Raw genomic sequence first — 16,079 nt, forward strand, 5'->3', positions numbered from 1 at the left:
TTCTTAAGAAAACAATTGATGTAGTAAAATATCGTTTAATGTGACGCTATCATTGCTTAGCATGCGTCTTTGAATCGCATGACAATAGCTAAGCACATGCGAATCATGCTGTAATATGGCATTTGCTAATGTTGTTGTCGTATAGGACTTACCTTCTAAATGGCACGTTTTCTTCATATCAAAATACCAACCAACTTTTTTTGCGTATTTCTCCGAATCCTCTTGCAAAATGATAATTTGCTTATTCAAATGCGCGTAATCAAAAATCGCAGAAGAATAATCCGAAATCAATATATCTGCTAGCAAAAAAAGCTCCTGAATATCTACCAGCTCATTAAAGAAGCAATGAATCCTTGCATCCAGTGACTTGTAAAACCTACGTAACTTTGTTTCTAATGGATGCAATTTTACGATGATTTCATATTCCTCTGGCAGAAGGTTTATCAATTCTTTTAAATTCACACTAGTTATTTCATCTCGTGCTTGCTTTCGCCACGTTGGACAGAATAAAATATACTTTTTTTTCTGGGTTAAACGGACGGTTAAAATACTTCATATGAATTCGCGATTTTTCGCTATACGAACTTCTATTCTGAATGAGGTACGCATTTCGCGGTGCGCCCAATTCCAATATTTTTAATTCTGGATTTTCTGAGAGTGCAAAAGCCGAAGTAAATAGCTTTGTGTTGAAGGTAGACGAGCTGAGAAGATAATCCCATTTTTTCATTCTCGGCAAAAACGCAGTAAGTTCTTGTTTGCGATGTTTCGGATCTTCCAAATCAGCTACCATTTTCTTTAAAGGTAAGCCATGCCAAGTTTGAATAATAACCTGATTCGGAGATTTCCCAACTTTATCCAATGTATTGCCATTGACAATGACATATTTACTTTTCCGAAACATTTGTTGATAACGTAAGCTACCAAGACGAACCGACTCCATGCCGAAATGTCGAACTTCCATATCAACTAACTGGTTTACCGAACTAACAAAAATCTTTGCATTCGGTCTATTTTTCTTTATCCAAAGTGCGATATACTTCGGGTCTCCCGAAAAAGATTTACCATGAAATGATTCGATAAAAAATATGTCCTCCTGCACCTCAAGACTTTGCTTCCGATTGTTCTTTCGTTCTTGCACAAAATCAAAAACCGATTTCACTGTTTTTTTAACAGGTGCACTAGTCACCAATGGGCCAACAATTGGTTTGTCTTTCACACTATTATATAGTTTATAAATAAGTGGAATTCGTTCTACTTGATCTGCAAGAATACTTCCCCAAATCTCTTCTTCACTTTTTAGTAATTTCCAATTTTTTTGCTTTTGCTTTTTAAATTGTAGTAATGCTTGTTCATAAAGCGCCACGTAGTTTCTCGGATTAGCAATAACCGCTAGGGCCTGACGATAATTGACTTTTTGAACTGCATCAACGAATCGTAGTATGCGCATTGCATCTCTTTGAACATCTTTAGAAATCCACTGAATATTATTCGGGTTCCCATAAATCTCTCGAAGTACCCCGTCTTCTCCTGGATACAAAATAGCCCGCTTTCCCTTCGCTAATGCTTCAATAATGGAATAGCCAAACGTTTCGTACCGCGATGTAGAAAAGTAGATATAGTCTACTGGCGTCCCCTGATTGAAAAAAACATTGGCGTGCAAACCATAGTCATTAATTAAATTGCGATACAACATTTCCGACGGCCCATATCCTTCAATATAGAGCTTCATATGCTTTGCGTCACAATAATGTACTAAATAATCTAAAAGTCGAATTGCGTAAGAAATATCTTTCACATCATCCTCAAAACGAGAAAGAACATACAAATTACTCGTCTCATTTTGTAGCTTGCTCTCAGGCAGTGACAGGTGATGCGTGCTGACATGATGCACTAATATAGAGGAATAATTATATTTCGTCTGAAACTCTTTTTTGATTGATTCTGTCGCAACTCTTACCCAATCCAAGCCGTACAAATCCTGCGCTAAATTTTCTGGAAGCAGGCTTAATGGCGCATGAATTTCACCAATAACCATCGCATTTGGAAAATGATGTTTAATCAACTGGCCTAGAACAAAGAAAGTTTCCCGCGTAATAATATACACATCAATTGTCTGATCCTTGCCTATTTCCTGAATCATCTGGAAAGTTACGCGATTGCTCAATTTTTCCTGATGGCGAAGCGTAAGTATATCAGTTGCAGAAAACGGTCGCGCATTATAAATAACAACATCCACCTTTTCTTGATTGAATTCTTTTGTTACATTCAAATTACTCCTGCTTGTTCCACCTGGCGAAAAAATATTAAATCCGATTATTCCAACTTTCATGATTCATAGCTCCTTGCTTTCTCAAAAAAAATAGTTTCATAGGTTCGACTGAAGATTAGGCTCGAGCTAATTGTTCTTTGATATAGGTTGTTGATATATCCTTTGTTCGCTCTAAATAGCAGACATCGCAATAAGGCGTCAAAAAATCAAACTGCCCTTTCCAGTCATCTCCCATTACAAAAATGGTAATCTCATTTGATTGAATATCCGTTATTTTTTGATCCCATGTCGTTTCAGGAATCACTACATCCACATGCTTAATAGCTTCCAGTAAATATTTGCGTTGCTCAAAATTATGAAATGCTTCTTTTCCTTTTAGTTTATTGAACTCATCGGTAGATAGCACAACGGTAAGATGATCTCCAAGTGCTTTTGCACGTTCTAGCAAGCGAATATGCCCCCAGTGTAGTAAATCAAAAGTACCGTAAGTAATAACTTTTTTTCATCAAATCTCCACCTTCCCGTTTTAGTTTTTCTTCAAAAAAGTATTTTTATATTAAATTTTCGAAAATAAAAAATTTTACATCCAAAAAACGTAATTAAGTTAATATTTAAATTTTTGTTTTTGAAAATATAATGAAATTAAGCTAATTTTCCGAATTATAAAAACCTTTATATCGTTTGAAATAAAATTTCATAGTAGGTATAATTAAGCTAAAATATATGAAAGTAAGGTGTTTTTCACATGTTTGGTATTTCCGTATATCTTTCCGAAAATAATGAGTTTGAAACAACCATCGAGAAAGCGGCAAAAAATAATTTCTCACTTATTTTTAGTTCGCTACATATTCCTGAAGAAAATCCAACGAATTACAAACATCTGTTAACGAGGCTTGCCAACGCAGCCATGAAAAATAACATGCAACTCATTCTTGATATTTCTGCAAAATCACTAGAATACCTAGATTTAGATATTCAGCATGCCGACCAACTAACGAACCTTGGAGTAGCTGGACTTCGCGTTGATTATGGTCTTTCTACACTTGAAATTGCCGAACTTTCAACAAAAATCAAAGTTTTTCTGAATGCCAGTACGATTAACCAGCCATTTTTAGAGGCGCTTTTGCAAGCTGGGGTTGATATAACACAAGTTGAGGCATTTCATAACTACTATCCAAAACCGCATACTGGTTTAGATACCCTATTTTTCAAACAAACCAATGACTTTCTTCATGAATACGGTTTGAAAATTGCCGCATTTGTTCCAGGTGATGGTATACTACGGCAACCACTATTTGAAGGGCTCCCAACTTTAGAGAAACATCGCACTTGTCATCCATTTTTAGCTGCACTAGAACTAGAAAGTCTGGGTGTTGATCATGTGTATATTGGTGATCCAGCATTGCGCAATGAAACAACACAACAATTTGCAGCTTACGCAAAAGATGGTACAATAATGCTTGACTGTGTCCTAACAGAGATGTTGGCACCAGAACTAGTGAAACAGCTCCATTCCACTGACAGAAATCGTATGGATCCCGCTCGTGATCTTATCCGTTTAGAAAATTCACGCCCAGCACTCAGTCATTTTGAAATCCAACCCACCAGTAAAAATACAAGACCTGTTGGCACTATTACAGTTGATAATGTTTTATTTGGTCGTTATCAAGGAGAAATTTGTATTACATGCAAAGACCTACCTGTCGATCTCAAATCAAATAATATTGGCTGTCTAACAAAGCAGGCGATATTGCTACTTCCATTTATAAAGCCCGGACAGTCTGTCAAGCTACACCCAATCATTCAAGAATAAGCTTACTAACATCGCAACTCTGCGCTTTTCATTATTGCACAACGACATGCATTTATTCAATAGTTCTTGGCATCTTTCACCTTATTTACACATTTTTGCTGGTTTTGTATAAAATAACTTGGTTCAGCTAGTGAAAATGAAAAAAGCATCTCACAAATAGAGTAGCCTTTCAATGATTGCTACGTAAATCCGTAAAATAACTAGAATAATTTTACAAAAGTCGTGTCTCGCAAATGAACTTATTGGCTATTTTCTAACCGATTTTTACCAGCCATTCGCCCCCCGTTACATGATAAATTATACAGCCAACTTTTTTCAAATACAAGGGATTCTCAATTATTTCACAGTAAATACATATTCCCTATGCTCTTGCTGAAATTTATGGAACTTATTTTACAATCGCTTAATAATTAGCTTTAGCGAAAGAAATTTGTTATCCGCGAATTTTTAAAAATCATTTTATGTAATACTCCCCAAAAATATCCGTTTCTAATTTGTATTTCGTATAGAATACTTTGGAAACAGATTGGTTATATAAAACAATAATTCGAAAATAACAAAAAATTATAATCATACTAAACTGAGTATAAAAATTCATTTGCTAATTTCAATAAACCTGATTGCATTATCTTAGATTCACCCCCAACATAAATAAATTATACAAGCATTTTTTCATGAATACAATACTTTATTTTTTATTTCACAATATATACATATTCTATACATTTTTTACGTTATTTGAGGAATTTCTGATTATACAAATATTTTATATATAGCATCAAAACACATACTTCTCCTTTGCTTGTTGAAATTACGTTTACACAATAAATAGGGACACCCGATGCCAGTGAAAGCTGACAGAGAGGTGTCCCTATTTCTCTTTTGTAATTTCATCCATCAAATGACAACATATCTTTTGTCATCTAGCAATCAACGTGTGCCCCATTTGTCTACACGTAACGTTGCCAATGCAGTTAAACGAACAATATGAATTGTGAAAAAATGGATCAATCCGTAAATCGGTGCCATCATATAACATAGTGGATATTTAAAAATATAATGCACATTTCGCGCATAGGCTGATAAACATGCTAGTACCAAGTAAAATATCCAATCTACCCATGTTAAATCCCAGAAATGCCAGAACACATTATAGCCAATAGCAGCTAGAAAAAGAAGCCACAGTCCTAATTCTAGGAACGACCAAAGAAAGACTATTGGGTGTGTCAGAATCATCCGCATGGAGATAAAGGTTTCGCGGAAGAACGACTTGCTCCAGCGCGTTTGTTGTTTCAAGAAGACACCCATGGAATCTGGAACATCTGTAATACATTCTGCTGTCGACTGATACATTGTTTTTCCTTTTTCAATGGCATAATTGGTTAGGCAACGGTCATCCCCAACAGAAGCCGGAACACCAAGCACTGTCTGATTCAAATATCGTGTCAAATTGTCCATCACTACTTCGCGTCGGTAACAACTAATCGGCCCAGAGCAGACAAGAATATGCCCTGTTACCGATTGTGATGCTCGTTCCACACGAAAAGCATTATCGTAACGCATATCCAGTAATCGTGTTAACAAATTAGTAGCCCGATTACGCGCATTAATATGCCCAGTTACTGCCATTACTTCCGGATCTGCAAACGGGCGCAGTAACTCATACAATGTATCTTCAAAAATTTCCCCATCCGAATCCATTGTAAAGAAAACATCTCCCGTCGAATGCTCGAACGCATACGCCTGAGCGTGACGTTTTCCTTGATTCTTTTCTAATTCATGAATGATAATATTTTTCGTGTTAGGTAGATCATTCTCCGCCACATACTTTCGCAAAGCATTTACCGCATCTTTTGACTTACTACCATCTTCAACAAAAAAAAATTTCATGAATCGGATAGGTCTGTTTTTGAATCGTAGCCATCAGACGTAAAACCGCTTCACTCGATTCGTTGTATGCTGGAATAACGACCGTCACCTTCAAATCAGGTGGTGCATTTGTCTTTGGTTTGTAGAACATCGATAATGTCATTTTGATGATGAGATAAATAACCATTCCCCACCCATAAATACTAAATGATGTCGAAATATTACCTGTCCTCCAGAAACCAATCATTTCTAGCATCATAAAGCATAATACAAAACCGATGATAGAAATAAGAAAAGATGATTTTTTTTCGTTTTACTTCATACATCACACTAGCTCCTTTAAATTTCAATATACATATTATTCTGTTAAATATTAATTAATTATTATTCTAAAAATAATGATTAAAATCTAAACACCCTTTAGTCATAAGAAGCACCTGTTTTTTTACACTGTATATTTTATTCCCTTGCACTAAAAATATCTTGAACTATTTCAGCCAGATTTTGGGTGAGAATCATTCTAGTTTTCCTAAGGTCCACTTCCTTTCGACTATTCAAACGCTAATAATGTCACATTATGAAAAATAAAACCACACGAGGTTGGGACAAAACTCAAGATAAAGCAAAACCGCCGAGCCATTTACTTTGGGTAATACGAAAAATTTTGCTTTACACAAATCGAGCGAAAGCGTTTGTATTCAGGGAGTTTGGTGGAAGCCGGAAGCGGAGCATACTGGTGTATGTGAGAACCGGAAGTCCGCCAAATTCCCTGAATGCGAGCGCTTGTCGCCGATTTACTTGGGTTATGTCCCAGACTCGTTACATGTGATATTTAATTTCTAAAGCTAAGTATACTCCTACTAATAGCAGTTTCAACCTTTTGCGATATATTTCACAATAAATACACATTAAACCTACTTGCAAACGCGTTCATTAAATTTTTCACTGTGCTATGGACATACAATAAGACAATGAGACACGTTTCGCATTAGCCATTTTTAGAAATAATATCCTATTAAAAATAAAAAACGACTAAAACCCATGTAAGGATTTTAATCGCTTTAGATTACTTACCAAAATTATATTTATTCTCTACATATACATCGTACCAAATCATAAAGATAACAACTGTCCAAATCTTACGGCTATAATCATGTTTTCCTGCACAATGATCTTCTAACAATTGTAATACGTATTTTTTATTGATAAGATGGTCTGTTCCTGAATCTCGAATCAAATTCTTCACCCACTGGTTCATCTCATCTTTTAGCCAGTGGCGGATTGGCACTGGAAAACCTAATTTGCGGCGATTCAGCACGTGATCTGGTACAAAGCTTTCTGCTGCTTTACGCAAGACATATTTTGTTGTGCCATTAGTTGTTTTCATGGAAGCTGGAATGTCTTTTGCTACACGAAATACTTCTTTGTCTAAGAACGGTACGCGAACTTCTAGCGAGTTGGCCATTGTCATACGGTCTGCTTTTAACAAAATATCACCGCGCATCCATGTGTGAATATCGATATACTGCATGCGTTCTACAGGGTTATAACCAACTGTTTCTGCGTATAATGGATCAGTAATTTTTGTATAGTCGTGCCCTGTTTGATACTTCGGTAGCAAAATCTTTTTCTCTGATTCCGTGAACATTTTGGCATTTCCAATGTAGCGTTCTTCCATCGGTGTTGTTCCGCGTTCTAGGAAGCTCTTGCCGCGCATTCCTTCCGGCATTACATTCGCAACACCACGTAGCATCGATTTTAGGACACCTGGCATCTTGTTGAAAACAGAAAGAGAGTTTGGTTCATTGTAGATATTATAACCGCCAAACAGCTCGTCAGCACCCTCTCCAGACAAAGCAACAGTTACATGTTTGCGTGCTTCGCGGGATAAGAAGTACAAAGGAATCGCAGCTGGGTCAGCTAACGGATCGTCCATGTGCCAAACAATTTTTGGTAATTCGTCCATATATTCTTGTGGTGTAATGATATAGCTAATATTTTCTACGCCTAATTTCTCGGCAGTTTCTTTGGCAACATCGACTTCACTAAAACCGTCGCGCTCAAAGCCTACTGAGAAGGTTTTAATTGCTGGATGATACTCTTTTGCAATAGCTGCAATGATAGAAGAATCAATACCTCCTGATAGGAACGAACCAACTGGCACATCACTGCGCATATGCATTTTTACAGAATCGTACATGACATCTCGAATTTCTTTAATGAATGTATCTTCCGATTTGCTTACAGGTTGGAATTGGGCTTTCCAGTAACGGCTAATTTGCATTTCTCCGCCGATTTTTTTCGTGAAATAATGACCTGGCTCTAAACGTTTCACGCCTTGTGTTAGGGAATCAGGTTCTGGAACGAACTGGAATGTCATGTAGTTTTGTAAAGATACTTCATCTAATTTGGTTGATTTTAACGCGTGTAAAATCGATTTCTTCTCGGAACCCATGTACAATTTGCCGTCTTCTTCTGCATAGAAAAATGGCTTGATACCAAATGGATCGCGCGCGCCATAGACGGTCTGTTCTTCTTTATCCCAAATAACAAAACCGAACATACCGCGTAATTGTTCTGCCGTTTTTTCTTTGTATTTGGCATATGTAGCAATAATAACCTCTGTATCACTGCTTGTCTCGAAAGTCATGCCTTCTTTCATTAAATTCTCACGCAGCTCCACATAGTTATACACTTCACCATTAAAAATTATCCAATAACGCTCATTCTCATAAGTCAGCGGCTGATGACCGTTCTCTACGTCAATAATACTTAGGCGACGGAAACCAAACTGAACATGCTCGTCTGTAAAAAACCCTTCATCATCAGGGCCACGGTGGGTAATCATATCATTCATTTGTTTAAATGTTTCTTTTTGTTCGCCGGTAATTTCAGCAATGCGGTCATGCACGCATCCAATAAATCCACACATCGTCACATTTCTCCTCTATTATTATACTAGTCTTGTTCTCTTTTTCAACAACGTCTATCATATCATAAATAGGGTTTGTTTGAACAGCATCGCGCAAAAAAGAGTTTGAAGTTGCCTCCAAACTCTTTATACATAGCTATATCAGTCTGTATGTTTCAAGACTGGACGATCGTGCAGTGGTTGTACTTTACGATTGTTGCCGTCGTAGTATTTGTTAAATTCAGCGATTTGTTCTTTAGAAACTTCCACTGGATTTGCCATGACATACCATTCTACGTTCTCAGATAGTGGTGGTGTTGTTAAGGAACCTAGATAGTGGTAATATGTTTTGTTGGTTGGAAGCAGTGCAGCGACATTAATTGGCTCACTAACAGTTGTTTTCTCACCTTTTTTAATGTTGGATAAGATGGTTTCAAACGCTGGATTTGCTTTTCCTTCTTTAAAGAAAACAGCAATAACAGCTAGACGGCTATCTTGGCTTTCGTTTACAAAGTGCGCTTCGATTGGGTAATGTTTGCCATTCATTGTGTGCTCGCTCTCGGCATGGAAATGAAATTGATTTAACTCAAAGTTACGTCCGTTAATAAGTGCTGTACCGCCATCATCAACTTGGATGCTATGGCCATTGTCAACTTCGTCTGTTACTTTTTGGTTGTAATTCAATTCAATAGTACCTTTGTCTTCCATCTTCGTTGTTTTTGCTGTTTCAATATTGATTGGCGACTGCGTGTCTCCTGCTTCAAATTGCCACGACTTTTGATCATGATAATCTAAGTGATCTTCATGCTTTGCTGTTGTTTCTGTTTTCTTGCTCTCTTCTTTCTTTGAATCACTTGCCTCGCTATTGCCACATCCTGCTACCAAAACAAGTGATGCCGCGATTGCTGATGCTGCCAGTAATTTTGTTTTCATGGTGAAAACCCCCTTCGTTATGTAACTTAATTATTATATTACATAACGATTCATTTGTATGTGTATTTTTTGTGACAGAATTTCCATATCCTCTTAAAAAATATTACTTTTTATCCAAAAAACTAGCTTGACAATTGCCAAAGCTAGTTTCTCGTTCTTTATTTATTTCACATTCGCTGTATTTTGTAAGAAATTTTTCATTTGAACCGCTTTATCTGTGCGTTCCCATGGCAGGTCCAAGTCAAGGCGCCCAAAATGGCCGAATGCTGCTGTTTGGCGGTAAATTGGTCGGCGTAAGTCAAGCATCTGAATAATACCTGCTGGACGTAAATCAAAAAATTGATTCACTGCATTGATTAACTCTTGCTCGCTATATTCACTCGTGCCATAAGTATCGATAGAAATTGACACCGGATGAGCAACACCAATTGCATATGCTAACTGGACTTCTGCTTTTTTCGCAAGGCCTGCTGCGACGATGTTTTTGGCAACATAGCGCGCGGCATAAGCGCCTGAACGATCGACTTTTGTTGGATCTTTACCAGAAAATGCGCCACCACCATGACGCGCATAGCCTCCGTAGGTATCCACGATGATTTTGCGGCCTGTTAAGCCTGCATCGCCTTGAGGTCCGCCGATAACAAAGCGTCCTGTTGGATTGATGAAATATTTCGTTTCAGAATCAAGCAATCGGACATCGATGACTTCTTCAATGACTAATTTATGCAAGTCTGTTGCAATTTGTTCTTGTGTAACATCCGGATGGTGTTGTGTCGAAATGACAATGGTATCAACACGAACTGGTTGATTATTGTCATCATACTCGACTGTCACTTGTGTTTTCGCATCTGGACGTAGGTATGTTAACACATTATTTTTTCGTAATTCGGCAATTTTGCGGGATAAGGCATGCGCAAGCGAAATTGGAAGCGGCATTAGTTCTTCGGTTTCATCCGTTGCAAAACCAAACATTAATCCCTGATCCCCCGCTCCAATGGCGTCAATCGTTGCCTCTTCATTATCACGGGATTCTAACGCTACGTCTACACCTTGCGCGATATCAGGCGACTGCTCATCAATCGCTGTTAAAACCGCGCATGTTTCTGCATCAAAACCATATTTTGCACGCGTATAACCAATTTCTTTAATCGTATCTCGCACAATTTTTGGGATGTCTACGTAAGTGGATGTTGTAATTTCCCCCGCTACTAGTACGAGTCCTGTTGTTACTGTTGTTTCACAGGCAACCCTAGCATCAGGGTCCTTCGTTAAAATTGCATCCAGAATTGCGTCAGAAATCTGGTCCGCAATCTTATCTGGATGTCCATCAGAAACCGATTCTGATGTGAATAAATGACGATTTCTTGCCATTTCTTATTTCCTCCTTTATTCTTCTCCATCGCGAAGTTGCGGCTTTGTTTCGTTAAAATGATAACAAAAACAAAAAGCCCTCCCTCTAATTTGCCAATTGCGCGCGGAACTAGAGAAAAGGCTACTATTTACAATACCTTCGCTCTCATCGATCAGGAAAATTACTTCCTGCCACAGGTTAGCACCTTACATTACTGTAGGTTGCCGGGTTTCAAAGGGCCAGTCCCTCTACCGCTCTGGATAAGAGTTTAATTTAGTTTTCACTATTTTTCATTTTGTTTCAAAATGCTAGTATATCATTATTCTTGATTTCTTGCTTATCATTACTTTTCATCTTTTTTCAAAAGTTGGTGGGCAAATGATAGGCAAATAATCAATATAACTTGTCGGTAAATACTATTATAGAGCTAAATTAGATATTTGGCAAGAATTTATTTCGCATACTACTGAGATCTTATTTGTTGCAATCAAACGGATCCCTTAGGCACTTTAGTTTGGCTCACCATTTCATCATATTGTTCAGCAAATGCTTCTTCTTCTTCGCTTTTAAAACCTTCAAATAGAACAGTTTCAACATTTTCTTTATTAAAAAAATATACTGCTTCTGGTGATAACATCCCTTGCGGAATTAGCACTGCGCCGTAATCATAGAAAACCTCTTTCTTACGATCCTCCACAATACTTGCTCTAGACACAATCATTAATCTTGAACCATCTCCGTCTTTCAATAGTACAATTGTTCCTAATGGTAATACTCTATCTTCCATAATTACTTGCCCTCCAATTTCTTATTTTGATATTTCCCAACAATGTTAAACCAACGTATCAAGTTATTATCCCAAATCAAGAAAACAGTTAAAAAGGGGAGAACGCCGAATAAACTTAAAACTATAATCTCGCTGCCTATCGGAGCTCCTATGAAATAACCCTGCTGATTAGCTAAGCACAGACCAATTATGAACCCTATTGTAGCACATCCAACCACTAAAGTGAGTGCCCAAGCAAATATCTTCTTCATAAAAGTTACTTTTCTGCTATTGAAAATATTCCATATATTACTATTATTAATAGCTTTGCCAAATTCTTTTTTTTGTTGCAGGCTCCGCTTCCTTCACGTCCTTGTATAAAGCACGATGAACAATAATAGTTAAAAAAAAGGAATTCAAATATCCAAATTAATAATAAAATTATCAGTATACTGTCATTATATTTCCCTGAAAAAAGCTGTCTCTTTGCGAAGAATCCTGTGAAACTACCTACTAACAATAGTGTGATGAGAGTTAAGATAATATATTTAGAATTATTTTTCGTCTTTTCATTATTTAACAATCTACTCTTTTTTGACTTTAATAGGTCTTTCTTTTTAGAATCGAAATAGATAGTATATCCATCTGCCTCTCCTATATATATCATTTTCCTCAAACTAATCCCCCTTACCAGAGTTTGAAATTATCTAGGTTCCACTTTCCATGAGCAAACCCATCATACAGTGTATTGGCAACCCCATTTACGAGGTAACCTCCAGCGGCGCCCGCTAATGTCCCAACAACTGGAATTGGAATCAATGACCCTATTGCTGCGCCTGCATAAATAGACCCCACAGCTGTACCAGTATGCACTACTCCGTCAATCGCAGCACTTGTTTCCCCATACTCATCCTTTCGCTCTAAATACGTCGCAGCACCATCCAAAACAACTCCCGCTGCGCCTGCAACACCTAGACTTTTAGGAAAAGCTTTTCCTGTACCATTTAAAATTGAGTCTACTTTACGAGCATTTTTAACATCTTTAAATCGGCTCACATCGCCATTTACTTGCTTCCACGTTTTTAACCCTGATTTTGTACTCTTTACAGGTGAATTATGCCATGTTCCACCCTTAATTTTTTTTGCTACTAGCCACTGTTTCAGCCCTAAGAACATTCAACGTTGACGCATATCCCCCAGCCAATAAGCCAGTTTTAGTGACCTTTAAATATTCCTGATAATTGTTTTGGATTGTCTGGCTCCAGTCTGAATCATCTTCCGCGGGAGTGGCATATATACCTGTTGCGACATCAAAATTTCTTCCACTGTTTACCTTCCTTAAGCCAGTTTCTACAGAAACTATTATGCTCTCTACTTCCGCGAATAACGTTGCTGAAGCGATATCATATGAGAGTAATTTATCTAATTTACCTTGTATCTCTTGTTTCTGATTTTCATAAAACGGTAAAAATGGATTTGTACTAAACTCAGCCCCTGACAATGACGTCGCGGAAGGTGCGAAACACATCGTACTTTCCTCCATCAAATCACCTAACTGTCGCAATTGATTTCGCAGTGCATCTTCTTGCAACGAATTCTCATCCACTTCTGTCCGATACTCTTCTACTAATTTTTTAGCCGCTTTTTGTACTGCTTCAGCAATCAATATAATCCCATTGGCAAGCGGAACATAGGTTGCTTCAAAATATTCTTTAGCAGCATCATATGCTCTCCCTTTTAAAGCTGTTTCTGCTGTAAAATATGTGATAGTTGCTTTGACTTGTTCCATTTCTGAGATATACATTTGGCACATACTCTGAATAGACTGCATCTGTTCATCCGCACTGTCCAAAAACATATTAACACTCATTCGTCTTCCTCCCATGCTTTTTTTCTAGCACGATACAGCTCATCTTCTTTTATCTCCAATGCCAGTATTTGGCGACGAACTCCAGTTTGTTGCTCTGCCAAACAATCCATCGTTTTATTTTCTTCTCGTTGCAATTGAAGAATACGGTCTGCAATGCGGTTTGCCATATCTCCCGTTCGCCAGTAAATTTGCATACTATTAAAAAATTTCTTTTTACGATGAAAATGCATTACTAATGCTTCTTCTGTTCGTTTTAATTGATGCTGTGCATTTTCTGTTTCACATATCTCCTCAGATAAACAGTTGATTTGTCGTGTTATTTCATCGACCTTATTCATCTCTGTTGCCCCTTTCATTTGGCAAGTTGTTGATCCTGGGCTTCCATCGCTTCTGCCACACGTTGAAGGTTAGAGACGTCCACTAGAAAAGCCTGGCGAAAACGGTGAACAATATCCATCTCTTTCTCAACAACACTATGTAACTTACTATTTCCTTGTAGCGTTGTTTTGCATATCTATATTTGGATTTTGTGCCTCATTCGAATCTGTTACCGTTTGCCGTAAAGCAATCACTTGATCTTGTACTACGCTTCTATTACTTGCGATTTCTCCATCCATTCATCTCACCTCTTTTTGACTATAGCCAAAAGGCCACGCTATATCAAATGGCCATTCAATCATCATTTATTGTAATCCAAAATTACGCGATAAGTTCACATCATTCTCTTCCACAGCTGTAGCTGTTATGCTCAATTGTTGTTCTATTTGGTGCATTAAATTCGAAAACTCGGTTACTTTTGGCTTCAATTTTTGGAATTGCTCATCGAATTTTTGGAAAGCGGCACCTTCCCATTCCCCACGCAATTGTTCCTGTAATTGTTGTAATTCTCGTAAAATCTGTTCAATATCTTGCCCTTTACGACCATACGTTTTTGAGCGATCACATAACTCCGCTGGACTCATTCTAATTTGACCTGACATACATTTCATCCTCGCCATTTTCGCTATGTAACGCACATATTGTATCATAGTAATTAATTAACTGTAAATCGTTAACTATTTTTTATTTTATTTCAATTTCTAACAGATAACTTCCACTAATTAATCTTCATCGCAAAAAAAGCCTTCGAAACAAATAGAAGGCACTATGCAGGTTTATATTAATTGCAACATAGTTTCACTGAATAATCTGTCGACTAAGGCTACATCTCTTATTTTTCCTTGAGATACCTTGTCGAATTAGGTAAATAACCATACCGTGTTCCTAACGTACATTTTAGCCAACCATTCTTGGACCTGCCAACTACGTTTATCACATCTCCTTTTTGGCGATAAAATGATGGCGCCCCACCCCACCTATCATCTGCTCGTAATAATAAATCAGCTTGACATACATGTTGGTGGGCAAGATATACAAAAAGAGACGTGAAGTCGTTGCTATCAAACGACTTCACGTCTCTTATACCTCTCTGGATAAGAGTTTAATTTAGTTTTCACGTTATTGAAACATGTTTCCTCGTCCTTGTCACGAACAAAAAAACATTATTTTTTACGAAATGTACACGTCCGATTATCCGCGACAACTTTATAACCAAATCGACCAGCAGGTTTGAGAAATGGCAAGTGTAGAATAAGCCCGATAAGTCCGGTTAATGGAAAGCGTAGCAACATCCGTCGAATCGCGAAGAAACCTTTTTTCACCTCTCCTTTTGGAGTAATAAGATGAATTTCCTCCATTAATTCTTCCTGCGAAAAATCGGGTCTATTCACACTCTGCAAAGCTTGCCAATCCACGACATTCATCCAGTCTAGTTTCTCAAACAATCGCTTGCTGGCCTTACAAAAATGGCAATTCCTATCATACAATACAATATCTTTCATGAGAACTTACCTCCTAAAATCTCGTTTCCCGCTTATCATTCTGGCAAAACTATGGTAGAATGTTTTTATGGTCTGGGATTTGTCTCATACTACACGAACGCTTGGTTCACCAAAGGAGAAGAAACTATGATATTTTCAACATTAACTTTGATTATTTTTGCGATTTTCATTGTCGCTGTGTGCATTTTTGAATTCATTTTAAAATGGCGCTGGTTCAAGTATTTTCTAGCAACAATGGGCTTGATTGCAAGTGCTATTGTTTTCTTTATTAGCTTTTATGGTGGCGGTGTTTCTCAAGCCGAAATCGCGATTTCAATCTTTATCGCAACGCTTGGTGAATACATTTTCTCACTTATTATCAGTATCGTGGCTTGGGTTCGTCGATTATCCGCTAAAAATAAAGATGCATAAAAAAGT

The 16,079-nt window shown here is 37.5% G+C and carries 18 protein-coding genes and 1 riboswitch; of the genes, 2 read left to right on the plus strand and 16 right to left on the minus strand.

All coding sequences use genetic code 11. The features are described from left to right. Window positions 1-3: 3 nt before the first annotated feature. Genes PRIP_RS18005 through tagD form a run of 3 tightly spaced genes read right to left on the minus strand, consistent with a single transcriptional unit; the run spans window position 4 to window position 2,762 of the window. Window positions 4-549, minus strand: coding sequence for a CDP-glycerol glycerophosphotransferase family protein (locus PRIP_RS18005; RefSeq protein ID WP_077913000.1), 546 nt, complete (start codon window positions 547-549; stop codon window positions 4-6). Next, complete coding sequence (locus tag PRIP_RS12125) at window positions 473-2,329, minus strand: CDP-glycerol glycerophosphotransferase family protein (RefSeq protein WP_052008898.1); 1,857 nt, start codon at window positions 2,327-2,329, stop codon at window positions 473-475. The genes PRIP_RS18005 and PRIP_RS12125 overlap by 77 nt, the downstream gene beginning before the upstream one ends. A gap of 55 nt (window positions 2,330-2,384) precedes the next feature. Then, on the minus strand, window positions 2,385-2,762 hold the full coding sequence (gene tagD / locus PRIP_RS12130) for a glycerol-3-phosphate cytidylyltransferase (RefSeq protein ID WP_036101391.1): 378 nt from the start codon (window positions 2,760-2,762) through the stop codon (window positions 2,385-2,387). A 252-nt stretch (window positions 2,763-3,014) separates the two neighbouring features. On the opposite strand from tagD, the gene PRIP_RS12135 reads away from it, so the two are divergent. Further along, window positions 3,015-4,082, plus strand: a complete 1,068-nt coding sequence (locus PRIP_RS12135; protein ID WP_036101392.1) for a MupG family TIM beta-alpha barrel fold protein — start codon at window positions 3,015-3,017, stop codon at window positions 4,080-4,082. Window positions 4,083-5,012: 930 nt separating this feature from the next. Here the strand turns inward: PRIP_RS12135 and PRIP_RS12140 are convergent. The 13 genes from PRIP_RS12140 to PRIP_RS12190 all read right to left on the minus strand — a co-directional run bounded on the left by PRIP_RS12140 (window position 5,013) and on the right by PRIP_RS12190 (window position 15,662). Further along, window positions 5,013-5,972 (minus strand): glycosyltransferase, encoded by a 960-nt coding sequence (locus tag PRIP_RS12140; protein WP_241434167.1) that lies wholly within the window; start codon window positions 5,970-5,972, stop codon window positions 5,013-5,015. After that, entirely contained in the window at window positions 5,953-6,210 is a 258-nt protein-coding gene (locus tag PRIP_RS17745) for a glycosyltransferase family 2 protein (protein WP_241434168.1), read from the minus strand. Before PRIP_RS17745 ends, PRIP_RS12140 begins: the two co-directional genes overlap by 20 nt. A gap of 807 nt (window positions 6,211-7,017) precedes the next feature. Next, on the minus strand, window positions 7,018-8,883 hold the full coding sequence (gene asnB / locus PRIP_RS12145) for an asparagine synthase (glutamine-hydrolyzing) (protein WP_036101393.1): 1,866 nt from the start codon (window positions 8,881-8,883) through the stop codon (window positions 7,018-7,020). A gap of 141 nt (window positions 8,884-9,024) precedes the next feature. Next, entirely contained in the window at window positions 9,025-9,795 is a 771-nt protein-coding gene (locus PRIP_RS12150; RefSeq protein ID WP_036101394.1) for a carbonic anhydrase, read from the minus strand. A 162-nt stretch (window positions 9,796-9,957) separates the two neighbouring features. After that, window positions 9,958-11,166: a methionine adenosyltransferase gene (gene metK, locus PRIP_RS12155; RefSeq protein WP_036101395.1), complete on the minus strand. Its 1,209-nt coding sequence runs from the start codon at window positions 11,164-11,166 to the stop codon at window positions 9,958-9,960. A gap of 142 nt (window positions 11,167-11,308) precedes the next feature. After that, window positions 11,309-11,413, minus strand: a riboswitch (SAM riboswitch). Window positions 11,414-11,633: 220 nt separating this feature from the next. Further along, window positions 11,634-11,933, minus strand: a complete 300-nt coding sequence (locus PRIP_RS12160; protein WP_036101396.1) for a DUF4176 domain-containing protein — start codon at window positions 11,931-11,933, stop codon at window positions 11,634-11,636. 666 nt (window positions 11,934-12,599) lie between these two features. After that, entirely contained in the window at window positions 12,600-13,088 is a 489-nt protein-coding gene (locus PRIP_RS17750) for a hypothetical protein (protein WP_241434169.1), read from the minus strand. After that, entirely contained in the window at window positions 13,045-13,782 is a 738-nt protein-coding gene (locus PRIP_RS12175; protein ID WP_036101397.1) for a T7SS effector LXG polymorphic toxin, read from the minus strand. Before PRIP_RS12175 ends, PRIP_RS17750 begins: the two co-directional genes overlap by 44 nt. Continuing rightward, on the minus strand, window positions 13,779-14,120 hold the full coding sequence (locus PRIP_RS12180) for a DUF3958 family protein (protein WP_036101398.1): 342 nt from the start codon (window positions 14,118-14,120) through the stop codon (window positions 13,779-13,781). The genes PRIP_RS12175 and PRIP_RS12180 overlap by 4 nt, the downstream gene beginning before the upstream one ends. Before the next feature lie 14 nt (window positions 14,121-14,134). Beyond that, window positions 14,135-14,239 (minus strand): hypothetical protein, encoded by a 105-nt coding sequence (locus PRIP_RS18285; RefSeq protein WP_420912125.1) that lies wholly within the window; start codon window positions 14,237-14,239, stop codon window positions 14,135-14,137. 28 nt (window positions 14,240-14,267) lie between these two features. Further along, window positions 14,268-14,399, minus strand: coding sequence for a hypothetical protein (locus PRIP_RS18010; protein ID WP_277620097.1), 132 nt, complete (start codon window positions 14,397-14,399; stop codon window positions 14,268-14,270). Window positions 14,400-14,465: 66 nt separating this feature from the next. Further along, the gene (locus PRIP_RS12185) at window positions 14,466-14,762 is read right to left on the minus strand and encodes a WXG100 family type VII secretion target (RefSeq protein WP_036101399.1); all 297 of its coding nucleotides are present in this window, start codon (window positions 14,760-14,762) and stop codon (window positions 14,466-14,468) included. Window positions 14,763-15,323: 561 nt separating this feature from the next. Beyond that, the gene (locus tag PRIP_RS12190) at window positions 15,324-15,662 is read right to left on the minus strand and encodes a thiol-disulfide oxidoreductase DCC family protein (RefSeq protein WP_036101400.1); all 339 of its coding nucleotides are present in this window, start codon (window positions 15,660-15,662) and stop codon (window positions 15,324-15,326) included. 126 nt (window positions 15,663-15,788) lie between these two features. On the opposite strand from PRIP_RS12190, the gene PRIP_RS12195 reads away from it, so the two are divergent. Further along, complete coding sequence (locus tag PRIP_RS12195; protein WP_036101401.1) at window positions 15,789-16,073, plus strand: hypothetical protein; 285 nt, start codon at window positions 15,789-15,791, stop codon at window positions 16,071-16,073. Window positions 16,074-16,079: the final 6 nt, after the last annotated feature.

This window comes from Paenilisteria riparia FSL S10-1204 (genome assembly GCF_000525995.1).
GTDB lineage: Bacteria > Bacillota > Bacilli > Lactobacillales > Listeriaceae > Listeria_A > Listeria_A riparia.